The sequence below is a fragment of the Bacteroides sp. Marseille-P3684 genome (genome assembly GCF_900291465.1).
GTDB lineage: Bacteria > Bacteroidota > Bacteroidia > Bacteroidales > Bacteroidaceae > Phocaeicola_A.
On record NZ_LT985808.1, the window covers coordinates 1,827,019 to 1,852,698 of the forward strand.

The 25,680-nt window shown below is 58.5% G+C and carries 16 protein-coding genes; 8 read left to right on the top strand and 8 right to left on the bottom strand.

Features of this window, described 5'->3' with window-relative positions; genetic code table 11:
- The first annotated feature begins 265 nt into the window (after window positions 1–265).
- Window positions 266–1,498, top strand: a complete 1,233-nt coding sequence (gene cls, locus C8275_RS06990) for a cardiolipin synthase (protein ID WP_369861210.1) — start codon at window positions 266–268, stop codon at window positions 1,496–1,498.
- Window positions 1,499–2,177: 679 nt separating this feature from the next.
- On the opposite strand, the gene C8275_RS06995 is transcribed toward cls, so the two are convergent.
- Entirely contained in the window at window positions 2,178–3,635 is a 1,458-nt protein-coding gene (locus tag C8275_RS06995; protein WP_106484603.1) for a S41 family peptidase, read from the bottom strand.
- Window positions 3,636–3,779: 144 nt separating this feature from the next.
- Between C8275_RS06995 and C8275_RS07000 the strand changes: the two genes are divergently transcribed.
- The 5 genes from C8275_RS07000 to C8275_RS07020 all read left to right on the top strand — a co-directional run bounded on the left by C8275_RS07000 (window position 3,780) and on the right by C8275_RS07020 (window position 13,461).
- Window positions 3,780–8,390: a translocation/assembly module TamB domain-containing protein gene (locus C8275_RS07000; protein WP_106484604.1), complete on the top strand. Its 4,611-nt coding sequence runs from the start codon at window positions 3,780–3,782 to the stop codon at window positions 8,388–8,390.
- Window positions 8,387–10,705, top strand: a complete 2,319-nt coding sequence (locus C8275_RS07005) for a BamA/TamA family outer membrane protein (protein WP_199881893.1) — start codon at window positions 8,387–8,389, stop codon at window positions 10,703–10,705. Before C8275_RS07000 ends, C8275_RS07005 begins: the two co-directional genes overlap by 4 nt.
- A gap of 45 nt (window positions 10,706–10,750) precedes the next feature.
- Window positions 10,751–11,119 carry a hypothetical protein gene (locus C8275_RS07010; RefSeq protein WP_157948204.1) on the top strand — a complete coding sequence of 123 codons (369 nt, stop codon included), beginning with the start codon at window positions 10,751–10,753 and terminating at the stop codon, window positions 11,117–11,119.
- Between the two features lie 225 nt (window positions 11,120–11,344).
- On the top strand, window positions 11,345–12,253 hold the full coding sequence (locus C8275_RS07015; RefSeq protein ID WP_022385190.1) for a hypothetical protein: 909 nt from the start codon (window positions 11,345–11,347) through the stop codon (window positions 12,251–12,253).
- Entirely contained in the window at window positions 12,250–13,461 is a 1,212-nt protein-coding gene (locus C8275_RS07020; RefSeq protein WP_106484607.1) for an L-serine ammonia-lyase, iron-sulfur-dependent, subunit alpha, read from the top strand. The genes C8275_RS07015 and C8275_RS07020 overlap by 4 nt, the downstream gene beginning before the upstream one ends.
- Before the next feature lie 212 nt (window positions 13,462–13,673).
- Here C8275_RS07020 and C8275_RS07025 read toward each other — a convergent pair whose 3' ends face one another.
- The 7 genes from C8275_RS07025 to C8275_RS07055 all read right to left on the bottom strand — a co-directional run bounded on the left by C8275_RS07025 (window position 13,674) and on the right by C8275_RS07055 (window position 23,203).
- Entirely contained in the window at window positions 13,674–14,720 is a 1,047-nt protein-coding gene (locus C8275_RS07025) for a histidine kinase (protein ID WP_106484608.1), read from the bottom strand.
- Window positions 14,720–16,111 (bottom strand): MBOAT family protein, encoded by a 1,392-nt coding sequence (locus C8275_RS07030; protein ID WP_106484609.1) that lies wholly within the window; start codon window positions 16,109–16,111, stop codon window positions 14,720–14,722. Before C8275_RS07030 ends, C8275_RS07025 begins: the two co-directional genes overlap by 1 nt.
- 3 nt (window positions 16,112–16,114) lie before the next feature.
- Window positions 16,115–16,363 carry an acyl carrier protein gene (locus C8275_RS07035; protein ID WP_022385194.1) on the bottom strand — a complete coding sequence of 83 codons (249 nt, stop codon included), beginning with the start codon at window positions 16,361–16,363 and terminating at the stop codon, window positions 16,115–16,117.
- A gap of 57 nt (window positions 16,364–16,420) precedes the next feature.
- Entirely contained in the window at window positions 16,421–17,920 is a 1,500-nt protein-coding gene (locus tag C8275_RS07040) for an amino acid adenylation domain-containing protein (RefSeq protein WP_106484610.1), read from the bottom strand.
- Window positions 17,921–18,214: 294 nt separating this feature from the next.
- Entirely contained in the window at window positions 18,215–19,492 is a 1,278-nt protein-coding gene (locus C8275_RS07045) for an MFS transporter (protein WP_106484611.1), read from the bottom strand.
- A gap of 1 nt (window position 19,493) precedes the next feature.
- A complete protein-coding gene (locus C8275_RS07050) occupies window positions 19,494–20,789 on the bottom strand; it encodes a SpoIID/LytB domain-containing protein (protein ID WP_106484612.1) in 1,296 nt (431 codons plus the stop codon).
- Window positions 20,786–23,203, bottom strand: a complete 2,418-nt coding sequence (locus C8275_RS07055; protein ID WP_106484613.1) for a DUF4922 domain-containing protein — start codon at window positions 23,201–23,203, stop codon at window positions 20,786–20,788. The genes C8275_RS07050 and C8275_RS07055 overlap by 4 nt, the downstream gene beginning before the upstream one ends.
- 214 nt (window positions 23,204–23,417) lie before the next feature.
- Between C8275_RS07055 and rlmN the strand changes: the two genes are divergently transcribed.
- Window positions 23,418–24,452, top strand: coding sequence for a 23S rRNA (adenine(2503)-C(2))-methyltransferase RlmN (gene rlmN / locus C8275_RS07060; protein WP_106484614.1), 1,035 nt, complete (start codon window positions 23,418–23,420; stop codon window positions 24,450–24,452).
- A 61-nt stretch (window positions 24,453–24,513) separates the two neighbouring features.
- Complete coding sequence (gene pdxA / locus C8275_RS07065) at window positions 24,514–25,614, top strand: 4-hydroxythreonine-4-phosphate dehydrogenase PdxA (protein WP_106484615.1); 1,101 nt, start codon at window positions 24,514–24,516, stop codon at window positions 25,612–25,614.
- Window positions 25,615–25,680 lie beyond the last annotated feature (66 nt).

The following is a 25,680-nucleotide window of genomic DNA, read 5'->3' on the forward strand; positions in this document are numbered from 1 at the left end:
TTTTTTGTATGCCCGGAGGATTTACTCCGCTTCCTTGCGCTTATTTGGCTGAAAAGCACTAATTTTGCAGACCTTTTATCCCAAGTCGGTCATTAGACTTTGAGCATCTTGCTCTTTTGGAACAGTCAGGAACTTTGAGCGGTTTAATGACCGATTTGGGTTTAGGTTTTGAATTTGTCGGGTGATGTCGGTCCGGCTTTCGTGTAGACCGGAACAGCTTCCGACAATCCTCTTCTTTAATTTAAACGCATTGAAGGTGAAGAATATTAGACTGATTGTTTGGATAACAGCCTGTCTGCTGTCTGTGCAGTGCTTGTGGGCGCAGCCGGCAGTGAGCAGCGACTCGATAGTGAAACACTTCCTGATGGACTCCGGTGTCAAGGTGACCGAAGGCAATCAGGTGAAACTGCTGAAAAGCGGTAAGGACAAGTTTGCAGATTTGTTTGAAGAGGTGCGCCGTGCCCGGCATCATGTGCACCTGGAATATTTCAACTTCCGCAACGACTCCATTGCCAATGCGCTCTTTGCCCTGTTGGCGGAGAAAGTGAAGGAAGGCGTGGAGGTGCGTGCCCTGTTTGATGACTTCGGGAACATGTCCAACAACCAGCCGTTGAAGAACAGTCACCTGCGCAAGCTGCGCCGGTTGGGAATCCAGATTTATGCCTTCGACCCCATCCGCTTCCCTTACGTGAATCATGTCCTGAAGCGTGACCACCGGAAGATTGTGGTCATTGACGGACGCGTCGCCTACATGGGTGGCATGAATGTGGCGGACTATTACATCAACGGGACGGAAGTCGTGGGCAAGTGGCGCGACATGCACATGCGGGTGGAAGGTCCTGCCGTGGCGGAACTCCAACTGATTTTCATGGACATGTGGAAGCAGGTGACCCATGAAGACCTGGTTGCACAAGCCGCTTATTTCCCACAGCCCGAGGCAGTGACCGACAGTGTGGAGATGGCGATTGTAGACCGGTATCCCGGACGCACCCCGAAGTCGATACGTCGGGCTTATGTAGCATCCATCGACGCGGCACAGCGGAAAATCCAACTCATCAATCCATATTTTGTCCCGACCCATTCCATCAAGAAAGCCCTGAAGGACGCCATTGACCGTGGTATCGACGTGGAGATTATGATTTCCGCCAAGTCGGACATCCCCTTTACGCCCGACGCTTCCACTTATTTTGCCTATCAGCTTGCCAAACGGGGTGCAAGGGTCTATCTGTACAACGGCGGATTTCATCATTCCAAGATTATGATGGTCGACGACATCTTCTGCACGTTGGGTTCCGCCAACCTGAACAGCCGCAGCCTGCGCTACGATTATGAGGTGAATGCGTTCATGTTCAACCGGGATGTGACCGACGAGCTGATCCGTATGTTTGAGGACGACAAGCTCTCTTCCACGCCGCTGACACGGGAAGTCTGGATGCGCCGTACTCCCTGGAAACGCTTCGTCGGCTGGTTTGCCAACCTGTTCGCTCCTTTCCTGTGATGCCCTGAGTACATCCCGGAACTGACTTGCCTCTGCCCAATCAGAAAGACACCGATTCGTCCGGAATGCTTGACAGAATCAGCAAAATTCCTCTTTCCTGCTAACACGCCTTTTTCAAAAAGCAGTCCAACCGGAAGCCAACCGTGAATGAATGCAAATAAAAACGAGGGAAAAAGGCTTCCATTTTAGAAAACTATACATTCTATTTTCGAAAAACAGGCAAAACGTGCCCGGAACAATATTGTTTCGCGCGCCAAACAATATCGTTTGCCGCCTCAAACAATATAGTTTCACCTGCCAAACACGATTGTTTCGTGCCCGGAAGTCAAATCTTTGGAAAGTGAAAGCGAAAAATCCGGAGTTTCACTCTCCAGAAGGAGTGCCGTGTCAACAAATCGGAAGGTAGCAAAAAGGGATGGCTGTGGAGTGACGAGTGTCAGGAATGCCATGATGACCGTCACCCGGCTTTCTGGATGACACCGTCTGATGCCCAGATGCAGCAATGTGTATTTTGCGAATCGCCTGAGAAGGGCCTCGAAATCCACCAAATCGTATTTGGGTGCAAGGAAGGGCACTGTCGAGCGCTTCGTTTGACAAAATGACACATGAGGGCGCAAGTCCCGTCCGCCTCCCTTCCCTTCAGCAGGAAGGGGCGCTGCGGAGAGACTTGTTCCGAAACTTATTCCGTCAGGATAGCGGCAGGAAGATGCTTCTTCTGCCAGGTCGAATAGCCCGGTGTCAGGGCACGGGTAAAGCGGGTGGGGGAGGTCCCTTCGTCGGTAGACGTATCGGGATTCTCCGGGTTCTCAGGCTCCTCCGGAGTTTCAGGTTCCTCGGTCGACCCGGTGTTCTCGGCATTGGGCGGAATGTTGCCTTCTACCCACTCCAGGGTATTGGCGAGGAGCAGCTCGCGTTCGTCGCCCAGGTCATACCAGGGGAAATAGGACAGCTCATTGATGACATACCGGGGCTCGAAGCCGGAGGCATAGTCCGACTCGCCCTTGGCATTGTAGACGGTGGAAGTCACGGGGTAGATGACAAAGTCATACGGACTGTCGATGCGTGTCATGGCGACATTCTTGCCGGTGGTAGTTACGCCGATGAGGTTCACCTCCATGTAGGGGCGCAGGCAGTTGATCATCATTTCCGACGCCGATGCCGTGTAGAGACCCGAGATAATGAAGAGGCGTCCCAGGTTGAGGTTGTAGGAACTGTATTGAGGGTCGAGGTTCAGGGCGTAGTTCAGGTCCTGCCGTTTGTCGTTGAACTCGAAGTGGGCGAATTCCTCTCCCAGTGCACTGGAGGGAGCCAGCAGACTGCCCAGTTCCTGGGCGCTGGTCACATAGCCTCCCTGGTTGTAGCGCAGGTCGAGGATGAAGTCGTTGACGCCCGCCTGTCTGAATTGCTGGAAGACGGAGAGCATCTGCTGCATGTAGGCGACATCGTCCGTGTTGTTGTCGTCGCGTCCCCTCATGAACTCGTTGTAGACCAGATAGCCAATCTTCCGTCCGTTCCGTTCGATGACCTTCTGCACGAAGAAGGGATTGTTTTCCATTGCCACGGCAGCCGGTAGTGTCACCTCGCGTGTCTCAGGCATCCACACGATGTTTCCCGTTGTCGGGTCGGTCATGGGTGTCGAGAGAGTCAGGCTGACACCCGAGCCGGTCGTCAGCAGGTCGGCATTCGAGGAGCTGACGTTCTTGCCGTTGATGGCGGTGATGTAGTCGCCCCGTTTGATGCCTGCCTGTTCGGCTGGAGACCCCGGCAGGACAAGCAGGACACGTGCCGTCTGGTGGGTCGTTGTTCCCGTCGGGTCGTTGCTGACGACAACGTCCATGCCGTAAGTGACGGGTTGCAGGTAGTTGCGGGTCCGGCTCTCCTCCTTCATCTCCAGGTAAGAATAACGGTCGTGCGAAGCCAGCAGCATGGGGAAGAACTCATCCACGGGGTAGAAGTAGTTTTCCGATTTCAGCTCGGGAATCTCCTGGTAGTAGAGATAGACATCCTTCATCTGGTTGGCAATCCACTGGTCCTCCTCCGTCTTCTCGATATATTCGTGGGTGCGGTCTTCGCCACAGGAGCTCAGCAAGGAAGCGACGGTGAGCAGGAGACCGGTCAGGTAAATGTTTCGTTTCATGTCTGATAAGATTTTTTGTCGTTGCAAAAATAGCCGATTCCACGCACATACGGCAAGGAGTGAGCCTTTCTTTTCGGACTTTTTAGGAGCTTCGCCCAAGATTTTGTACTATATTTGCCTCTCGATATCCCTTGTGCGCAAGTTATGAAGAAATTCCTGAAGGTGGCGGGACTTGTGATAGCCATTCCCGTCGGCTTGTTTATCATATTGGCTGTCCTGCTCTATGTTCCTGCCATCCAGAACTTCGTGGTGGACAAGGTGACGGGCATCGCTTCCGAAAAGACCGGCATGCAGATTCGTGTGGACAATGTGCGTCTGGGTTTTCCGCTCAGCCTGCGTGTCAACGGGGTGGACATCCTGTCGCATCGTCAGGACACCCTGCTGTCTGCCGGACAGTTGCAGGTTGATGTCCAGTTGCTCCCGTTGCTCCGTAAGCAGATTGAGGTCGACGGCGTCAGTCTGAAAGACGTACGGATGAACACCGAGGACCTGATTCCGTCCGTTGCCCTCCAGGGGACGTTGGGCGAATTCTACCTCTCGTCGCACGGAGTGGCACTCGACCCCGAGATTGCCATTGTCAACAAGGCGCTGCTGCGCCGGACACACCTGACCGTCAGTCTGCGTGACACCACTACTACAGATACCACTGAAACCTCTTCCCCCACGTACTGGAAAATCTTGGTGAAAAGCCTCCAATGCGAAGACGTCGATGTCGCGTTACACCTGACCGATACCACACGGATGGCTGTCGGACTGGGCAACCTCGACCTGCAGGGAGGGGAAATCGACTTGCGACATGCTGCTTACAGCCTGCGTCGGCTGGTCGTGAAGGACGGCGCCTTCTCGATGGACAATGACACGTTGGAAGCCCTCCCGGGACTTGACCCTGCCCACCTGTCTTTCACACAGTGGAATGCCGAGATTGATTCGGCCTCTTATCAGGGACGGCGGATGGCGGCTGTCATCCGGAACTTTGCGTTGAACGAGCGTTCCGGTTTGCAGGTCCGTTCGTTCACCGGACGGCTGGATGCCGACGACGAAGCAATCCGTCTGCCGGAGCTTCGCCTGGAGACCTCCGACTCGTATGTGGAAACACGTGCCCGCATCGACTGGAAGGCACTGGAGGGAGGCGGCACTGCCGACATGAGCGTCCGTCTGCTTGCCGAACTGGGTAAGCAGGACCTGATGCTGCTGGCAGGTGGTATGCCGGAAGCCTTTGTGCGTGCCTACCCGAATGCGCCGCTCACCCTGCGTGTCGGGGTGGACGGCAACATGCAGCAACTGAAGCTCACCGGTCTGCAGTCCGAGCTGAAGGGTGTCTATGAGCTGAGTGCCAAGGGAGAGGTCTACGATGTGCTCGACAACAGGAAGCGTCGGGGCGAAGTAGTGCTGGATGCCGTGACGCATGACCTGGACTGTGTGGCAGCCCTGGCAGGTCTGGCGGACAGTACCCTGGTCATCCCGCGAGGCATCACTTTCAAGGGCAATGCCGGGGTTGCCGGTGAACAGTATACGGCGGACCTGGTGGTCACCGAGGGCACTGGTCGGGTGGAACTGCAAGCCGACTGCCGGACGGATACCGAGACGTATGACGTGACATTGGCGGTGGACAGCCTCTACGGACGGGACTTCCTGCCTCACGATTCCTTATATTATGTGTCGGCTACGCTGGCGGCTCACGGACGCGGGTTCGACCCCTACCATCCTGCCACGCATGCACAGGCAGACTTGTCGGTGGAACGTCTGCAATATGCAGCCTATGACCTGACGGACCTGAAGCTCCGTGCTTCCCTGGCAAAAGGCGATGCCCGTCTGGAGTTTGACAGCCGGAACCCGTTGCTGGCAATGACGACCACCCTGGATGCGCAGTTGCGCCGTCGGGGAGTGGGCGGACGGTTGCTGGTGGACCTGGCGGACGTCAACCTGCCGGAGTTGCAGGTCGCTTCATTCCCCTTCCATGTCGGGGCACTGTTCACACTCGATTTCCGTACGGACTTCCGCAAGACACACTGGTGCAAGGGAGCACTGGAGAACCTGAGCTTCCGTTCGGAAAAGAACAACTATAAGGCGAAGAACCTCTATTTCAACGTAGACCTGCGTCCGGACTCCACTTGCATCAATGCCGATGCCGGCGACTTGAACCTGCACCTGGACGGACGGCGCGACATTCAGTCCATCATCCGGTCACTCTCTACCTTTGGGACGGAGTTGGCTGCACAGGCCGAGGACAAGTGGCTCGACCAGAACAAGCTGAAGGCACTCCTGCCGGACCTGTGCCTGCGCCTGAAGGCAGGTACCGATAATCCCATATACAATTACCTGGCGATGAACGGCTTCAAGTACGACGAGCTGTTTGCCGACTTTGACACTTCGCCGTTGAGGGGCATCAACGGGACTTCCCACATCTACTGCTTGCGCACCGACAGCCTGCAACTGGACACCATCCGTCTCAACATGATGCAGGATTCGTTGGGCGTGAAGCTCTTTGCCGAGGTACGCAATGCCCCCACCAACCGCCAGTTCGTCTTCGATTCCCGGCTGAATGCGTTCATCCATCCGAAGGGGGCGGGGCTGGAGCTGAACTACTACGACAGCAAGGGCGAGCAGGGAGTCCATCTGGGACTGAATGCCACGATGGCAGACGACGGACTGCGCTTCAAGTTCTACCCCGAGCAACCCATCATTGCCTTCAGTCCCTACCGGCTGAACCGCGACAACTACATCTACCTGCATAAGAACGGCCATGTGGAGGCTGACCTCCGGCTGGATACCCATGACGGCGGACGTGCCTTCCAGCTCTATTCCGCTCCCGACACGGACGCCTGGCGCGACCTGACCGTATCGCTCCATCGGGTCGATATCGGCAAGCTGATGCAGGTGCTCCCTTACCTGCCCGACATCGAAGGCATCCTGGATGCGGAACTCCACTACATCCAGGCCGACAGGAACAGCCTGTCGGTGGCTTTCGAAACTGCCGTGGACTCGCTGGTGTACGAGCATACGCCGGTGGGCGACATCGCCTGTTCGGGTATTTACCTGCCCAAGGAGGACAACACCCACTTTGTCGACGCCCGCCTCTCCCTGGATGAAGAAGAAGTCGTGGCGCTCTCGGGTGACTACCACAATACCGGCGACGGACTGTTGGACATGACTTTGGGACTGAAACACTTCCCCCTGAAGCTTGCCAACGGCTTCATCCCGGACCGCATGGTGACGCTTTCAGGAGACCTCGACGGGGAGGTTGCCGTGAAAGGACGTACGGCTGCTCCAGTCATCGACGGACAGTTGGCACTCGACTCCGTCATGCTGGTGGCAGATGCCTACGGGGCACGTTTCCGGCTGGACAACCGTCCCGTGACCATCGAAGGCAGCAAGCTCAAGTTTGACAACTTCAGTGTGTACACCCGGGGCAGCAACCCGTTTGCACTGACGGGAACCGTAGACTTCTCCAACCTGACCAATACCCTGCTGGACCTCCGTATGGTGGCACGGAACTATGAGCTGATCAATGCGCCGCGGCAGAAGAACTCGGTGGTGTTCGGCAAGGTCTATGTCGACATCTTCTCGACGCTGAAAGGCGATATGAACAACCTGAAGATGCGGGGAAACATCAACGTGCAGGGCAACACCGACGTCACCTACATCCTGAAGGATTCGCCGCTGACGGTAGAGGACCGGCTGAGCGGGCTGGTGACCTTTGTGGACTTCCGCGACACGACGACCGTGCTGACTCCCGTGCAGCCGGTCTATACGGCTGGAGGAGTGGACATGCTGATGACCCTTCAGATCGATGAGGGGGCACAGGTGCGTGCCAACCTGAGTGAGGACGGCGAGAGCTACATCGCACTGAACGGAGGCGGTACGCTCTCGATGCAGTACACACCGCAAGGGGAGTTCCTCCTGTCCGGACGCTATACGGTGGTCGGCGGACAGATGAAGTATGCCTTGCCGGTCATCCCGCTGAAGACCTTTACGCTGAAGAACGGAAGCTATGTGGAGTTCAACGGCAACCCGATGAACCCTGTGATGAACATTGCCGCTACGGAGCGTGTCCGTACCACGGTGACGGAGAACGATGTGCCCCGTTCGGTGAACTTCGATGTGGGTGTCGCCATCACCAATTCGCTGGAAAACATGGGGCTGGAGTTCACCCTGGAAGCACCCGAGGATGCGGGTATCCAGAACCAGCTGGTATCCATGTCGAAGGAAGACCGGGGCAAGCTGGCAGTCGCCATGCTGGCTACGGGCATGTACCTGGGCGAAGGGGGAGGAAGCAAGTCCAACGGCTTCAGTGCGAACAGTGCGCTGAACTCGTTCCTCCAGAGCGAAATCACCAACATTGCCGGCAATGCCCTGAAGACGGTGGACATCACGGTCGGCATGGAAGATGCCACGTCGGCAGACGGGTCGCAACATACGGACTACTCCTTCCGCTTTGCCAAACGTTTCTGGAACAACCGCATCAGCATTGTCATCGGCGGACGCATCTCTACCGGTAACGACGACCCCAACAAGGGAGGCACGTCGGAATCCTTCATCGACGACATCTCGGTGGAATACCGGCTGGACAACAGCGGAACGCGCTACATCCGTGTGTTCCACAACACCAACTTCGACAGCATGCTCGACGGCGAGATTACCGAGACGGGTGCCGGTATCGTGCTGCGCAAGAAGGTGAGCAAGCTGAGCGAGCTTTTCATCTTCCGCAAACGGAAGCAACCCGACCGCAACGAACAACCAAGAACTGAAAAATGATGAGACGACACGATTACCTTTTCTATATAGGTATGCTGGCGCTGCTGTTGGCAGCCTGCTCCACCACCAGGAACCTCCCTGCCGACGAGGTGCTCTACATCGGTATCAAGGACACCGAAGTCGTGAACAAGGACAAGAGCGATGCCGGGAGCACCGCACTGGAGGAAGTGGAGGCAGCCTTGGCGTGTGCGCCCAACCATGCCCTGATGGGAAGCTCTTCCATCCGGGGACCGCTCCCCTATACGCTGTGGATATACAACAAGTATGTCAACAGCCAGTCGAAGTTCGGACGCTGGATGTTCGACAAGTTTGCCGCCACGCCGGTGTTCATCTCCACGGTCAATCCGGAACTGCGTGCCAAGGTGGCGACGAACGTCCTGCACAACTACGGTTATTTCCGGGGCAAGGTGGACTATGAAGTGCTGCCCGACGAGAAGAACCCCCGCAAGGCAAGAGTACGCTATGTGGTCGACATGCAGCAGCCCTACTACATCGATACCCTCGTGTATGAAGGCTTTCCCGCTCCGGCGGACAGCCTGATTCAGGCAAACCGGAAAGAAGGTCTGTTGCTCCCCGGCGACAACTTCAACGTGACCCAGCTGGAGGCGGAACGCAACCGCATCGCCACGCTCCTGCGCAACAACGGGTACTACTACTACCGTTCCAACTACATCACTTACCTGGCGGACACCGTGCAACATCGGGGACATGCCAGCCTCCGGATGCAGCCCGTGGCAGGCCTTCAGGCGCAGGTCAACCGTCAGTACACCGTGGGAGACCTGCGGCTGAACATGTACGACAACAATCGTTTCCGTGACTTCGAGCATTCCATTACCCGTCCGGGCATCTCCATCAACTACAACGGGGACAAGATACCGCTCCGTCCCGGAGTGCTGTTCAACAACTTCCGTTTCCGCCGCGGCGAGCTTTACTCTGCTCTGAAACAGCAGTACACCCAGGAGAACATCAACAGTATGGGGCTGTTCAGCTCCGTGGAGTTCCAGTATACACCCCGGGACACCACCGGACGCAACAACGTGCTCGATGTGGACATCAATACCCGCTTCGACAAGCTGCTCGACGGCGAGCTGGAGTTCGACTTCAAGTCGAAGAGCAACGACCAGATGGGACCCGGCGCCTCGTTTGCCGTGTCGAAACGCAATGCCTTCCGCGGGGGAGAGACCTTCTCGGTGCAGCTGGACGGGTCGTATGAGTGGCAGACCGGTTCCTCGGTCGAGGGCAACAGTGCGGTCATCAACTCCTACAGCTACGGCATCTCGATGGCTGTCGACTATCCGCGGCTGGTCATCCCCTTCTACCGTCCGCGCTGGTCGCCGTTCAAGCGGACGTCGCAGTTCAAGATTTACATGCAGAAGCTCAACCGTGCCGGCTATTACCGGATGCTTTCCTTCGGAGGAACGGCAACTTATACCGTGCAGACCTCTCCCGTGTCGCGCCACACGTTCACTCCCCTGCGACTGACCTTCAATGTGCTGCAAGGGACTACGGAGAAGTTCGACTCCATCCGCAATGCCAACCAGGCACTCTACATCAGTATGCAGAACCAGTTCATCCCCGCCATGAGCTACACCTATACCTACGACGACACCCCGTTCAAGCGCAAGCGTCACCACACCTGGTGGGAGACCTCGGTCACCTCGTCGGGCAATGTCACGTCGGGCATTTACGCAATCTTCGGAAACCGGTTCAATGAAAAGGACAAGATGTTGCTGGGTAACCCCTTTGCCCAGTTCCTGAAGGTGACTTCGGAGTTGCGGCGGACCTTCTCGTTGGGTGACAAGCTCTCACTGGCTACCCGTGTGTTCGGAGGAGTCATCTATGCATACGGCAACTCTTCCGTCGCTCCCTACAGCGAACAGTTCTACATCGGCGGCGCGAACAGCATCCGTGCCTTTACCGTCCGCTCCATCGGTCCCGGACGTTACCAGCCGCAGACGGGCATGTACTCCTACATCGACCAGACGGGAGACATCAAGCTGGAGGCGAATGTCGAACTCCGCTTCCCCATCTTCGGCGACCTCTACGGGGCGACCTTTCTCGATGCCGGCAACATCTGGCTGCTGCGCGAGGACGCACAACGTCCCGGCGCCAAGTTCTCGCTGAAGGACTTTGGCAAGCAGATTGCCCTGGGTACGGGTGTCGGCTTCCGCTATGACCTGGAATTCCTGGTGCTCCGCCTGGATGTCGGCATCGGCTTGCATGCCCCCTACGAGACTTCGCGCAAGGGGTATTACAATATCCCCAAGTTCTGGGACGGTCTGGGCTGGCACTTTGCCATCGGCTATCCCTTCTAATTCCTTTTTCCCTTTACAAGCTGACTGTCATATCCCCTCCAGCGTATGAAACGAAACAGACCTTCAGACAAAACAGTGCTCATCGTCATAGCCGTGGTGATTGTCTTTGCCTTCAAGCTATGTCGACGGGAGCATACGGAACCAGCCGACAGGTGGGAGGACGGCTCCCGCATCTCTTTGCCCGTCTTCTCGGGAAGCCATGTCTCCGCTCCGTCTTCAGACACCCTGCAGAATGCGTCCGGTGGAACGGAACCCTCCCGACAGCGTCCGTCGAACCGACAAGAGCGTGACTTGTGGAACCGCCGGAACATGACGATGGACGGCGACGGGGATATCAATCCTGCCGATGTAGACCCGACGGAATATGACCTGATGCAGGAAGACCCCGACCTGTATGATTTCAATGCAGATTGACAGCCGTCTCTGTCGCCGGATGCGGTGCCCGGCAGCCTCCACCCTGTCCGTCTGCTTTCTCTGACCGATGGGGCGGTCGGGGGACAAATGACCGATTCGGATTGAAAAAAGACGAAAGAACAGTACAACGCATTCTTCGATTTTCCCTAGCTTTGCAACGCGTTAAGGAGAAGGCACATCGCCCCCCCCCTTGACCATTGTCAAATTTAAAATCGCAGTATAGAAATGAAACCTACATTGTTTGTGCTGGCTGCCGGTATGGGCAGCCGTTACGGTGGTTTGAAGCAACTTGACGGGCTGGGTCCCAACGGGGAAACCATTATGGACTATTCTATCTTCGATGCCATCCGGGGTGGCTTTGGTAAGATTGTGTTTGTCATTCGTAAGGATTTTGAGAAAGACTTCCGTGAAAAGATATTGAGCAAATATGAGAACCACATCCCTGTGGAGCTCGTGTTCCAGTCTGTTGACAAGCTGCCCGCCGGCTTCACCTGTCCCGAAGGACGTGTCAAGCCGTGGGGAACGAACCATGCCGTACTGATGGGAAAAGAGGTCATCAACGAGCCGTTTGCGGTGATCAATGCCGATGACTTCTACGGACGGGACAGCTTTGCTGTTCTGGGACGCTGGCTGAGCGAACTGCCCGAAGGCGCGAAGAACCGCTATTGCATGGTGGGCTTCCGCGTCGGCAACACCCTCTCGGAGAGTGGTACCGTGGCACGTGGCATCTGTTCCACCAACGACGAAGGTTGTCTGACCACCGTCGTGGAACGTACCGAAATCATGCGTGTGGACGGAAAGGTATGCTACAAGGACGAACAGGGCGCATGGGTTGCCGTGGACGACAATACCCCCGTCTCCATGAACATGTGGGGCTTCACTCCCGACTATTTCAAGTATTCCGAAGACTACTTCATCGACTTCCTCAAGAACAACCTCGACAACCTGAAGGCCGAGTACTTCATCCCCTTGATGGTCAACAAGCTCATCAACGAAGGAACGGCTACGGTGAAAGTGCTCGACACCACGAGCAAATGGTTCGGCGTGACCTATGCAGCCGACCGTCAGGGTGTGGTCGACAAGATTCAGTCGCTGGTTGATGCCGGTGAATATCCCTCTAAATTGTTTGAATGAAATCCATCCGAGAAATCTATCGCATCGGTCAAGGACCTTCGAGCAGCCACACCATGGGACCCCGTAAGGCTGCCGAAGCTTTCCTTGCCCGTCATCCGGAAGCCACCTCGTTCGAAGTGACCCTGTACGGCAGTCTGGCTGCCACCGGCAAGGGACACATGACCGACGTGGCAATCATGAATGCCTTCGCTGACCATGCGCCTGTCCGCATCCTCTGGGAACCGAAGATATTCCTGCCTTTCCATCCCAACGGCATGCTGTTCAAGGCGATGGACGCCAACGGGAACATCACCGAACACTGGACCGTCTACAGCATCGGCGGAGGGGCACTGGCCGAGGAAGGCAAGACGTTGGCAGAAGGTGAGGACATCTATGCCATGGACAGCCTGGTGGACATCATGCACTGGTGTGAACGTACCGGCCGGAGCTACTGGGAGTACGTCCAGATGTGTGAGGACTCCTCGCTGTGGGACTATCTGTCGGAAGTATGGAAAACGATGGAGGCTGCCGTCGTGCGCGGTCTCGACCAGGAAGGCGTCCTGCCCGGTCCGCTCAACCTGCGGCGCAAGGCGGCTTCTTACTACATCAAGGCATTGGGCTACAAGGATTCGCTCCGTTCGCGCGGACTGGTATTCGCCTACGCCCTTGCCGTCAGTGAAGAGAATGCTTCCGGCGGATGCATCGTCACCGCACCCACCTGCGGGTCATGCGGGGTGATTCCCGCCGTGCTGTATCACCTGCAACAGAACCGTTCGTTCAGCGAGATGCGTATCCTGCGGGCACTTGCCACGGCAGGACTCATCGGGAACATCGCCCGTACGAAGGCATCCATCTCAGGAGCGGAGGTAGGCTGTCAGGGAGAAGTCGGTGTGGCGTGTGCCATGGCTTCGGCGGCAGCTACCCAACTGTTCGGCGGCAGTCCGGCACAAATCGAGTATGCGGCGGAGATGGGGCTGGAACACCACCTGGGCATGACGTGCGACCCTGTCTGCGGTCTGGTGCAGATACCCTGCATCGAGCGGAATGCCTACGCTGCCGCCCGTGCCCTGGATGCCAACATCTACTCCACGTTCACCGACGGTTCGCACCGGGTGTCGTTCGACAAGGTGGTCGAGGTGATGAAACAGACAGGGCATGACCTTCCTTCGCTCTACAAGGAGACGGGAGAGGGCGGTCTTGCCAAGGATTACCGTCCGATGGACGAATAAGCCCTTCTGAAGACGACGGGCGGATGAGCCGCTTGTCAAAGGTCAACATGTTAAACGAATCGCCTGAGAAGGACCTTCCTCTCACCAACATACAAGCTGGTGGCGGAAGGGGCTTCTCAGGCGATTTGCTATCAGTCAAGTCGGTTATTGGATACCTAAGGATAAGGTTCGATTGGAATTCAAATACCGTTTGAAGGCTTCTCAAAGTGCGTTCATCTTGACTTTCCTCCTTCGTCCTCCTCATAGACAGCTTGCAGCAACCTTTCGCCGAGGATGGGACGGTAATGTCCGCGTTCGTAGTAGTTGTGGTAGTCGGCGGTGTAGGCGTTGATGCCGCTGAAGTCGAAGACGACACCCCTGCCGAAGAGGTGGTCAAGGGCAGCCTTGTCGGCAGGATTCAGCTTGAGCTGGTCGTAGTCGGGACTGATAATCAGACGCACCTTCGTACGGTGGCGGTGCAGGAGGGCAGCTATCTGTCGCAGGAGCTGTGCCTGTTCGTCGCCGATGACCGGTGCCGCCACCACTTCCTGTTCCGGGCGGGGAGGGAACTCCTTGGGACGGTCGCGCCAGTAGGCTTCCTGCTGCTCGTCGATGAGGCGTTCCCGGGGATTGAGCGCGTCGTTGTTCTGCGGATTGCGTATCCGTCCGTAGGGATTCATGTATTTCATCGAGGAGGAGATGGTGCCCGTCATCCTGTAGCGGAGGTAAGCGAAGAGGAAGTTCGGAAGGGCAAAGGTCTGGAGCAGCTTCAGCTGTACGCCGACAAGGCTCTGTCCCGACACCTCGGGAGGGAGGAGGAAGCTGTAGCCCGACTGGACCTGACTGCGCGACAACGAAGTGCCGTCGAGCACCAGCAGTACGTTCTTCAGCTCGGCACTGTCACGTTCGAGGGCTTGCAGCTTCAGGTAGATGGCACGCATGCTCTCGCCGTTGCCGAAGAGGCGGATGGCACGGTCGCCCGGGGCAAGGTGCTGTTCCCACATCCGGCAGGGGAATGCCATGGTGCACGAGTTGCCTAGGATGAAGGAGTTGAAGGGGATGCTGTCGCGGTTGTTCCGGTAGATGTTCCATCCCACCATCTCTTCGTTGAGCATCACGGCGGAGTCGTAGACGGGGTAACGGCGGAGCGTCATGAAGGGGTCGTCGTGGAAATAGAGCACGACGATGCCGGCGAAGGGGAGGAGCAGGAGGAGTGCTTTCAGGACAAGCTTCCGTGCGGCGGAGCCTGACTGGAGGGGAGGGGTATTCGGTTGTTTCATCAGAATTGCAGGTAAATGAAGTTTTCCGTCCCGAACTTGCCGTAGGCGAAGAGGACGAAGACAAACAGGTAATAGAGCGCCCAGCGCAGGGCGGCAGGCTGACGTTCCAGCCGTTGCAGCACGTCGCCCCGTGCCATGAAGTGCTCATAGACCAGCAGGAGCAGCAGGGTGGCTCCGGCGACGATGCAGCTGCGGTCGGGGATGCCGATGGAGACTTCCTTCCAGCTGCTGTGCACGCGGAAGGACAGGTGGCCGATGTAGTAGAAGGCTTCCTCCAGCGTCTGTGCCTTGAAGAAGATGAGCGACAGGGCGAAGACCAGGTAGGTGCGCACCTGGGAGAGGAGGGTGAAGAGGCGGTTGCCGAGGCGGTCGCGCAGGGTGTTGCGGGCTTTTGCCGTCCGCTGTTCCCACACGATGACGATGCCCTGGATGAGTCCGTAGACTACAAACGTCCATCCTGCCCCGTGCCACACGCCGAGGGCGACGAAGGTGACCAGCAGGCTGCCGGCGATGCCCCACTGTCCCCATCCGCGGACGACGGACGCCAGCGGGAGGTAGAGGTAGTCGCGTACCCACGACGAGAGCGAGATGTGCCAGCGCCGCCAGAACTCTGCCGTGGTCTGCGACGTGAAGGGGCGGTCGAAGTTGGGCGACAGCCGCAGTCCGAAGAGCAGGGCGCCGCCGACTGCCATGTCCGTGTAGCCCGAGAAGTCGGCATACAGTTCCACGGGATAGAGCAGCGCCGCCATGAGCAGCTGCACGCCCGATGCCTCGTGGACCGACGCGAACACATGGTCGATGTAAGGGCCCAGGTGGTCGGCAATCATCAGCTTCTTGATGAGTCCCACGAGGATGAGCTTGGCGCCGTAGGTCATCATGGGATAGGTGGCGGGGCGCAGTTCCTTCACCTGGGCGAGCAGGTTGCCCGGACGCTCGATGGGACCGGAGAGGAACTTCAGGAAGAGGAGCATGTAGAGCAGGAAGTCCGTCACGTTCCGTTCTGCCTTCTCCTCACCCCAGTAGACCTCCGTCAGGTAGGCGAGTGCCTGAAAGGTGTAGAAGGAGATGCCCAGGGGGAAGAGGACGGAGGTCCCCGTCAGCTTCCCGGCATAGCGGAAGCCCGTCCAGCAGAGCACCAGGCAGAGGCAGGCGCCCCAGAAAGCCACCTGCTGGCGTCCCGGGCGGTCTGCCGTCTTCTCGATGAGGATGCCTGCCCCGTAGGCGAACAGGGCGACAGCCACCGCCACCAGGAGAAACCCCACGTGGAAGTAGCCGATGAAGATGCAGCTCGATGCGAGCAGGACAGCTTTCCGGAAACGTTGCCCCACGAGGTAGCAGACGGCGAAGCACAGCACGAAGAGGCAGGCAAATTCAGTGGATATGAATGACATGGGCTACGGCTTCATCTTGTTGGCAATGGCGGCGCAGAGGTCGCCCACGTTCTTCATCTTGACGATTTCGCGGAAGTTGAAGCGGACGCCGAAGGCCTTCTCCACTTCGCTGATGAGCAGCATGTTGGTCAGGGAGTCCCACCCGTCGACGTCGTGGGCGGTGGTCGTTTCGGTCAGGTTCAGACTTTCGTTCTTCAATACGTGTCGGAAGATCCCGTTGAGGGCTTCCAGGATTTCAGCAGTTGTTTTCATTCGGTTGTGGTTTGAGTGTGTACAAGTGAATCAGTGAAATGCGGCGGGGCGGTCGGACTACCCGATCAGTTGCCTGATGCGCGGACGGTCGGTCTTGTTGCTCTTGTTCAGCGGGAAGACCGGCAGGAAATGGATGCGCTTGGGCAGCATGTAGGCAGGCAGACGGCTTTGCAGGTGCTGCATCAGCGCGGCGGTGTCCTCGGGGGCATGTTCCACCACGAGGTGCAGTTCGCAGCCGCCTTCTCCCTGCAGGGCGAGTACGACCGCATTGCACCGGTGGGCATAGAACTCCTTGGCGCAGTGCTCGATTTCGCCCAGCTCGATGCGGAAACCCTGAATCTTCACCTGGTTGTCCTTCCGTCCGCAGTAGATGAGGTCTCCGTCCGCATCGTGCCGGCACAGGTCTCCCGTCCGGTAGTAGAGCCTGCCGTCCCGACGGACGAAGCATTGTGCCGTCAGCTCCGGCTGCTGCCAGTAGCCTGTCATGAGTTGCGGTCCGCTGAGCCACAGCTCGCCGGTGGTGTCTGTGGGGAGGGGTTGTCCGTCCTCACCGACGATGACTGCCTTCATCCCGGCAAAGGTCTTCCCGATGGCGACCATGCCGTTGTGCTGCTTGCAGCCGTGTGCAGGCACGGTGTAACGGGTACAGTAGATGGTGGCTTCGGTCGGTCCGTAGAGGTTGATAATCTCGGCATGGGGGATACACGGACGGAACGCCTCGAGCAGGTCGGCGTCCGAGGCTTCGGCGGTGACCACGAGATAGCGCAGGTCCGGGAAGCTGAGTTCGTGGAAGTAGGGGCGTGCCAGCCGCAGGACGGAGGGAGCCACGGCGGCGAAGGTCAGGCGGTGCCGTTCCATGAGGTCGAGCACCTGGAGGTACTTCATCCCTTCCTGCGGCACGGTGTAGACGCAGGCGCCCAGCGTGAGCGGGTAGAAGAACGACACCACCGAGACGTCGAACGTCAGCTCGAACATCTGCAACAGGCGGTCGTTCTCATTGAGCTTCCAGCCCAGCGAACGGTAGGCGGCATAGAAGGCGTCGAGGTTGGCATGACTGATGGGGACGCCCTTCGGCGTCCCGGTGCTGCCTGACGTGAAGATGATGTACGCCGTCGTGTCCGCGAGGAACGTGTCAGGCGGAAGGTCGGGACACCCTTCGTCAGCGGTCGCCCCTTCGGCTGTGCAGCAACGGGGGAGGGACAGGTCGTCCGGGAGGATGTCCTGCCGGGCATACAGCACCAGCTCGATGCCGGCTTGTCCCACAATCTGCCGGTTGCGCTCGGCAGGGTAGTCGGGGTGGAGGATGACGTACGCTTTCCCCGTGAACCAGGCGGCGAGCAGGGAGGCATACGTCTCCAGGGCGTTCTCGCCCGTCACGCCGACGACATTCCCGGCGTATCCTTCCAGCCGACGGCAGATGACGGCAACCTGCCGGAACAGTTGCGCATACGTGTATATCTTCTCTTCAATCACCAGGGCAGGACGCTCGGCATGTCTCAGGGCGGCAGTCCGGATGGTCGCCAGCAGATGCCGGCGGTTTGCTTCGATATGAATCATAATTCTTGTGTTGTTTTCCCCGAAGACTGCCTTTTGCCGGAATACTACTATTCCCGGATGCCTAAAAAGTGTGAAAAGACGGAAGATTCCCTTCGTGGAAGACAGGTCCGGTTGGGATGAAGCCTGGGCTTGTACCTTCTGCCAAGCAGGCTTGTATGTCGACTATACCGGGGATAGACGGACCAAAGTATAATACTTAGGCACCCTAAGTATTATACTTAGCCAGCCTAAGTATTATACTTTGGTCCGTACGGGTGCGGGGTTAGTCACGTCTGTCCCTGACTTGGTGAGGCTCTAGGCGCGTCCTTTCTTTCCGAACTCCGGGTCTATCTTCAGCAGGGCGGTCACGGCGAAGGTTGCCACGCAGCAGACCATGACCCAGATGAAGAAGTGTTCGTAGCCCATGAGCTCCTGCAGTTTGCCGGCTACCATGCCGGGCAGCATCATGCCCAGTGCCATGAAGGCGGTGCAGATGGCATAGTGCGCCGTCCGCTGTTCACCCTGCGAATAATATATAAGGTAAAGCATGTAGGCGGTGAAGCCGAATCCGTAGCCCAGCTGCTCCACGAAGATACATGAGGAGATGACCCACAGGCTGTCCGGTTGGGCATAGCTGAGGTAGACGTAGACCAGGTCGGGGAGGGAGATGGCCCACACCATCGGCCACAGCCAGTGCTTCAGCCCGTGACGGGAAGCCGCTATTCCGCCGATGATGCCGCCCAGGAGCAGACCGATGACGCCGACGGTGCCCTGCACGAAGCCCACTTCCTGCGTCGTCAGTCCCAACCCTCCTTCCGACACGGCGTCGATGAGGAAGAGGTTCGAGAGCTTGGCGAGCTGGGCTTCCGGCAAGCGGTAGAGGAGCATGAAGAGGACGGCTGCCCAGGCACGCGGCTTGGTGAAGAAGCTGACGATGGTCTGCCCGAAGCCCAGCCAGATGTTCCGTCCCTGCATGCCGGACGGGATGCGGTCGGCTGTCGGACGGGGCAGGATGTACAGGTGGTAGAGATAGAGGGCGATGAACAGTCCCCCCATCAGGAAGAAGGTGAGGGTCCAGGCGTAGGAGATGCGTCCGGTGGTGCTCTCCAGCCACCCCGCCAGCATGATGAGCAGCCCCTGTCCGGCAATGGTCGCGATGCGGTAGAACGTACTGCGGATGCCCACGTAGAGCGACTGTTCGTGGGGCGTGAGGGCGAGCATGTAGAAGCCGTCGGCTGCGATGTCATGGGTCGCGGAACTGAAAGCCATCAGCCAGAACAGGGCGAGCGAGGCACGGAAGAACCCGTCGAGCGGCAACGTCAGGGCAACCCCGGCGAGCGAGGCGCCGATGAGCAGCTGCATGGTGGTAATCCACCAGCGTTTGGTCTTCATCAGGTCGATGAAGGGACTCCAGAATGGCTTGATGACCCAGGGCAGGTAGAGCCAGCTGGTGTAGAGGGCAATGTCGGTGTTGGAGATGCCGAGCTGCTTGTACATCACCGTGGAGATGGTCATCACGGCAACGTAAGGCAAGGCTTCGGCGAAGTAGAGTGTGGGAACCCAGCCCCACGGAGCGTATTTCGTTGTTTTCATGTCAGTAGCGTGTTTCAATCGCGGTGTGCGGATAGTAGTGATGGAGGATGGCGTCGTACGTGTAGCCCCGTTCGCCCATGACGGCTGCACCTATCTGGCACAGACCCACGCCGTGTCCCCATCCGGCCCCGAGGAGGGTGAAGCGGGCAGGCGGAAGCGACCGGTCACAGTCGACCACAAAGGCGGAGCTGAACAGGTGAAACCGGGAGAGCGCCCGGCGGATTTCCAGTTCCTTGCCCAGCGTGAACGTCCGGCTGGTGCCCTCGATGCGCAGGCGGCAGATGCGTCCCGACGGACCCCGTTGCAGCGGGACCAGCCGGAGGATGTCGCCAAAGTCGATGCCCGTCCGTTCGCGGAGGAGCGTCGCCAGTTCTGCCTGGGTGTAGGTCACCCTCCAGCGGTAGAAGTCGGTGGTCTCGCGGTCGTAGGTGTTGAGCACCTGACGGAGGATGCGGGCGTCCGAGGTGTGGCAGAACGCGTCGGGAGCTGAGCGTATCCACCGTTCTGCCTCTTCCTCCCGGGTGAGGTCGGGCAGGGGTGCCGTCGTCCCGGCTTGGTCACGGACGGGTTGCAGGTAGGCGTAGTCGGTGTCGTCCCAGCAGGTGGAGAAACGTTCGGTGATGCCGCCGCAACATTTCGAGAAGCGGGCGTCACAGATGCGTCCGTCTGCCACCAGCACCTGTCCGGCAGTCTCGCGCACGGCACGGAGCACGTTGGGGTTGTCCGCACGGGTCACGCCCTGGTAACGTTGGCAATGGTCGTCGGCACAGACATCGAAGCGTGTGTGGTCCTCGCGGTCATACCAGCGGATGAGGCTGTCGTCCGTCTGTACGGCCGACGGGGCGTTGTGGAGGTGACGCTTCTCCATCTGGACCAGCAGCCAGCTGCGGGAGATGACGGCATGCGCCTTGAGGAACTCCGGCGAGGAGGTCGCTTTCATTTCCGAGGAGATGACGCTCACCAGGTAGTCCTCCACCGGCAGGCGGTTGATGGCGAGGAGGCGTCCGTCAGCGACAAGGAGATGCAGCTCTCCGCGGAACGTCTGTGTCTCCCGACGCTCCCAGTGAAAGCCCACGCCGATGGTGACATCCCGGAGCGAGAACGAGGCGTCGGTGTCACAGGGGCGGAAGAGGAATGCCGCCTGCTGCACGCCGTCGATGCAGACCTGTCCTTCCCGGACGGTGGCTTGCCGGATGCCCGGCATGACGGGAGTGCCGTTGGCGGTGTAGCCTCCGTGCAGCTCGAAGGAAAGACGGTCGGCTTGCAGGATGCCGACCTGTACGAAGGGTTCGCTCATGACAGACAGCTTTTGAGGGTTTCGACCATGCGCCGGCAGTCGGCTTCCGGGATGCCCACTTCGGCAATCAGGGCAGCGGCGGTGGCTGCCGTCAGCCGTTCGAAGTCCTCCCGTCGGGGAGTGATGATGAGTCCGCCCATGTCGAGTGCGCCCGGACTGACGAGCGGTGAAGGGTAGGAGGCAGGGCGGTGCTTGCTCCGGGGCAGGACCACGACGACGGTGGCGTCCGCCTCCTGCCATGCCAGCAGGTTGATGCCCGGTTCGGGTACGACGGACAAGCCCGGACAGGCAGCCAGGCAGGTGTGGAACACCCTTTCGGCTTCTGCATCGTTCCCCCGGCAGAAGAGCACCCAGCCGGGACAGGCATAGCCCTCCAGCGTGTAGGCGGAGAGGCTTCCGTCAGCCGACTGAAGGAAAGGCTCGGCACTGAGCCAGCGGTGCAGGTCCCGTTCCAGGGGGACGACTCCCCGGCTGCCTGCCTGGAAGTGCAGATGGTCGGGAGCAGAGGCGCCGCAGCGCGGTCCGTTGTAGAACACGAGATGCCCCGTCAGGCTGCGTGCCATTCGGAGCAGGTCGGTGAAGTGTCCGCGGATGCGTTGCGGGGTGTGCACGAGGCAGGGCAGGGTGAAGTGCCGGGGCAAGATGGGATAGGGGTTGACGAGCAGTTCATAGTGGTCGAAGCACGGGCGGTGCAGCTGTTCCTGCGGACGTTGCGGCAGGCAGAGGAAACACGGGCGCTGTGCCAGTGTCTCCCGGTCCATCTTTGCCCCGGTGGACACGATGCGTGCCGGGTTGTGCTGCAACACCAGTCCGTTCTCCAGGGTGCGCTGCTCCACGTGTGCCAGTTCGTCGTAGCGTCGGCGTGTGTCGTGCCAGACTTCCAGCTGACGGCGGAAGTAGCTGTCGGCTTCGGCTTCGTCGGGGCAGCAGGCACGCCGGTCGCGGTTGTGGCGGATGCGTGCCTCCACCTCGAGGGTACGCAGACGGTCCTTATAGAGGTTGTTGGCATTGATGCGCTCGATGCTGAGGGCGGCGTCGGAGTTCCCTTCCCAGCGGCGGCAGAGGTAGACCACGTCGTACACCCTGCCGATGCGGTAACGGCGGGAGAGCGTCAGTCCTGCCGCATAGTCCTCGCCGTAACTGGTGTTGGGCAGGAGATGTTGCCGCAGCAGGGGTGTATGGAAGGCACGCGGCGCTCCCAGCCCGTTGATGCGCAAGGCGTTGTTCCTGCCGTTGTCGGGCGTCCACTCGCGGTGGTCGATGATGCCCGGCGGAAGGGTGTTCAGGGCAAAGTCCGTCATGCGGTAGGTGCCGATGACCATGCCGCACCGTTGGGTGTAGAAGGCATCGACCAAGGTCTGGAGCGTGTGCTCGTCGCTGTACAGGTCGTCGCTGTCGAGCTGGACGGCAAACTTTCCGCAAGCCGGATGGAGGATGCCGGTGTTCCAGCAACCACCGATACCCAGGTCGTCCCGCTGCGGGATGAGATGCACGACGCGCGGGTCGTCGGCATACCGCTGGATGACCTCCGTGGTGCCGTCGGTAGAGTGGTTGTCGATGATGATGAGGTTGAAGGCGAACGAGGTCTGTTGCCGCAACACCGAACGGATGGCATCTTCAATGGTACGGACTCGGTTCCGGACAGGGATGATGACCGATGCCTCGACGGGGAAGGATGCCGCATACAGGTCGATTCCCTCCCAGTCGTCCGGTTCCAGCCAGGCACCGAGCTGCTTCAGGTGGTCGGTGCAGATGCGTTCCATCTCCAGCTGTACGGCGCGGTTCCTGGGGTCCACGTAGTCGAACTGCTTCTCGCCCGAACGGCGGTTGTCCGTCTCCACTTCCGCATACAGGAATTCATTCAGGTGGACGATGCGCTCCGTTCCTTGTGCCGCCAGCCACAGCCGGAAGTGGTATAGTCCGGCATACGTGCAGTCCGGCACTTCTCCCTCGAAACAACGCCGGAAGTCATTGCCGTCGACCAGCCACAGGGCGCCGAAGTCAAAGTCGTCGCGCAGGCTGCCCCGTTGGTAGTCGATGGTGGGGTGGGGCGTCCGTGTGCCGTCAGCCTTCACCTCGTAACGGTCGGTGTAGACCAGTCCGGCTCCCGTCTGTCGTGCCACTTGCAGCAGACGTTCCAAGGCATGAAAGCCCAGTTGTACCGTCACCGGACGGGTGCAGAAGAGCAGGTATTCGGCATCCCCGGACGCCTGAGCCAGCTGTTTCAGTCCGTCGGTGGAAACAAAAGACGCCCCCGGCAGGAGCGTACATCCGGCAGGAGCTTCCGGTAGTCCTGAAGTGCCGGTCAGCAGGAAGATGGAAGAAGGCTGTCTGTCAGTCTGCAAGTCGCGGAGCAATGCCTGCATCGGTTCCGGGTCGGCATAAGGCAGAAAACAGCAGAGTGTGGTTGTCATAAGCTTCGTGTTTTTGAGTATGTCCAAGTGCTTCGACCGCCGCGAGCCCACGTTGTCGCTCAGAGGAGGTCAGAGCCTGTACGATTTGGGGCTGAAAGGTCTGTCAGACCGGTGAAAGTTCAGCCGTCTACGTGATAAAGTGGCGCAAATATAAGGAATATCGTCGTTTTTTCTTTTACCTTTGTCTCGATAAAATGAAGACAAATTCAAAGAAATGGAGAATCAGAAACAACCTCTGCTGGGAATGACCTTGTTTGAGTTGCAAGGTGTGGCGGCAGAATTGGGCATGCCCAAGTTCGCAGCCAAGCAGTTGGCATCCTGGCTTTACGATAAGAAGGTGACGAGCATCGACGAGATGACGAATCTCTCGCTCCGCCACCGCGAACTGTTGAAAGAACGCTATGAAGTGGGCGCTTCCGCTCCGGTTGAGGCGGTGCGCTCGGTCGACGGGACGGTGAAGTACCTGTTCAAGACCCCTGAAGGACGTTTCATCGAGTCGGTCTATATCCCCGACGAAGACCGTGCCACCCTCTGCGTGTCCTCGCAGGTGGGCTGCAAGATGAACTGCCTCTTCTGCATGACGGGCAAGCAGGGCTTTTCTGCCAACCTGACCGTCAACCAGATACTGAACCAGATTTATTCCATCCCCGAACGGGACACGTTGACCAATGTGGTCTTCATGGGTATGGGCGAACCGCTGGACAACCTGGACAATGTGCTGGGAGCCCTCACCATCCTCACGGCAGACTATGGTTACAAGTGGAGTCCGAAGCGCATCACCGTCTCCACGGTCGGCTTGCGGAAGGGGTTGCGCCGCTTCATCGAGGAGAGCGACTGCCACCTTGCCATCAGCCTCCATTCCCCGTTTCCCGAACAGCGCAGCATGCTGATGCCTGCCGAGAAGTCCTTCTCCATCACGGAGGTGGTGGACCTGTTGCAGGACTATGATTTCAGCAAGCAACGCCGGTTGTCGTTCGAGTACATCATGTTCAAGGGAGTCAACGATTCGCAGATTTATGCCAAGGAGCTGGTGCGTCTGCTCCGCGGGGTGGACTGCCGCATCAACCTCATCCGCTTCCATGCCATTCCCGGGGTCGACCTGGAAGGCAGCAGCATGGAGCACATGACGGCTTTCCGCGATTACCTGACGAACCACGGCGTGTTTACCACCATCCGTGCTTCACGCGGAGAAGACATCTTTGCCGCCTGTGGCATGCTCTCGACCAAACGGATGCAAAACAAGGAGTAAGGCTTGGAACCGTCCAAGTCCCGGAATCTCAAGAAACAGAAACCTCACAAATTCAATCAATATGGAAAGAAACAAGATAAGAGTAGGAATAACGCAAGGTGACATTAACGGTGTGGGCTACGAAGTGATTTTCAAGACCTTCTCAGACCCTGCCATGCTGGAGCTTTGTACACCTATTATATATGGCTCGCCCAAGGTGGCGGCCTATCACCGCAAAGCCATGGAGCTGCAGGCGAACTTCAGCATCGTCAACTCGGCCTCGGAAGCCTCCCACGGGAAGCTCAGCGTAGTCAACTGCGCCAACGACGAAGTGAAGGTGGAGTTTGCCAAGCCGGCGGAGGAGTCCGGGCGTGCCGCCCTGGATGCACTGGAACGTGCCCTGACAGAGTACCGTGCCGGATTAATCGACGTACTGGTCACGGCTCCCATCAACAAGGCGACCATCCAGTCGGAGACCTTTCATTTCCCTGGACATACGGAGTACATCGAGGAACGTGCCGGCAAGGGGAACAAGGCACTGATGATTCTCATGAAGGACGACTTCCGCGTGGCACTCGTCACCGGACACATCCCCGTGAAGGACATCGCCTCCACCCTGACGCAGGAGCTGATTGAGGAAAAGCTCTCCATCTTCAACCGTTCGTTGAAAGTGGACTTCAACATCGACTGTCCGCGCATTGCCGTACTCGCCCTGAACCCCCATGCCGGAGACAATGGACTGCTGGGGACGGAAGAGAAGGAAATCATCATCCCCGCCATGGAGGCGGCATCGGCAAAAGGAATCCGTTGCTTCGGCCCTTACGCTGCCGACGGTTTCATGGGCTCCGACCAGCTGACGGCATTTGATGGTGTCCTGGCCATGTACCACGACCAGGGGCTGGCTCCTTTCAAGGCACTGGCGATGGAGGAAGGAGTCAACTTCACAGCCGGACTTCCCATCATACGCACTTCGCCCGACCACGGTACGGCATACGACATTGCCGGCAAAGGCATCGCTTCGGAAGCTTCCTTCCGCCAAGCCGTTTACGTGGCGATTGATGTCTTCCGCAACCGTCAGATTGACCGCGAGATTCATGCCAACCCGTTGCGCAAGCAGTACTATGACAAGCGCGACGACAGCGACAAGCTGAAGCTGGATGCGGTGGAGGAAGACACGTTGTAATCGGGTTAAAATGACACCCGACTGCTAAAAACTGCCAAAATTGCAGGCCTTATTGCGGTGTTCTTC

Excerpts from the sequence above, each read along its gene's own strand:
- pdxA (WP_106484615.1), top strand. The coding sequence starts at position 24,514 with ATGGAAAGAAACAAGATAAGAGTAGGAATAACGCAAGGTGACATTAAC.
- C8275_RS07010 (WP_157948204.1), top strand. The coding sequence starts at position 10,751 with ATGAAACGAAACAGACCTTCAGACAAAACAGTGCTCATCGTCATAGCC.
- C8275_RS07020 (WP_106484607.1), top strand. The coding sequence starts at position 12,250 with ATGAAATCCATCCGAGAAATCTATCGCATCGGTCAAGGACCTTCGAGC.
- C8275_RS07055 (WP_106484613.1), bottom strand. The coding sequence starts at position 23,203 with ATGACAACCACACTCTGCTGTTTTCTGCCTTATGCCGACCCGGAACCG.
- C8275_RS06995 (WP_106484603.1), bottom strand. The coding sequence starts at position 3,635 with ATGAAACGAAACATTTACCTGACCGGTCTCCTGCTCACCGTCGCTTCC.
- C8275_RS07015 (WP_022385190.1), top strand. The coding sequence starts at position 11,345 with ATGAAACCTACATTGTTTGTGCTGGCTGCCGGTATGGGCAGCCGTTAC.
- C8275_RS07000 (WP_106484604.1), top strand. The coding sequence starts at position 3,780 with ATGAAGAAATTCCTGAAGGTGGCGGGACTTGTGATAGCCATTCCCGTC.
- C8275_RS07050 (WP_106484612.1), bottom strand. The coding sequence starts at position 20,789 with ATGAGCGAACCCTTCGTACAGGTCGGCATCCTGCAAGCCGACCGTCTT.
- C8275_RS07040 (WP_106484610.1), bottom strand. The coding sequence starts at position 17,920 with ATGATTCATATCGAAGCAAACCGCCGGCATCTGCTGGCGACCATCCGG.
- C8275_RS07035 (WP_022385194.1), bottom strand. The coding sequence starts at position 16,363 with ATGAAAACAACTGCTGAAATCCTGGAAGCCCTCAACGGGATCTTCCGA.
- C8275_RS07025 (WP_106484608.1), bottom strand. The coding sequence starts at position 14,720 with ATGAAACAACCGAATACCCCTCCCCTCCAGTCAGGCTCCGCCGCACGG.
- C8275_RS07005 (WP_199881893.1), top strand. The coding sequence starts at position 8,387 with ATGATGAGACGACACGATTACCTTTTCTATATAGGTATGCTGGCGCTG.
- rlmN (WP_106484614.1), top strand. The coding sequence starts at position 23,418 with ATGGAGAATCAGAAACAACCTCTGCTGGGAATGACCTTGTTTGAGTTG.
- C8275_RS07045 (WP_106484611.1), bottom strand. The coding sequence starts at position 19,492 with ATGAAAACAACGAAATACGCTCCGTGGGGCTGGGTTCCCACACTCTAC.
- C8275_RS07030 (WP_106484609.1), bottom strand. The coding sequence starts at position 16,111 with ATGTCATTCATATCCACTGAATTTGCCTGCCTCTTCGTGCTGTGCTTC.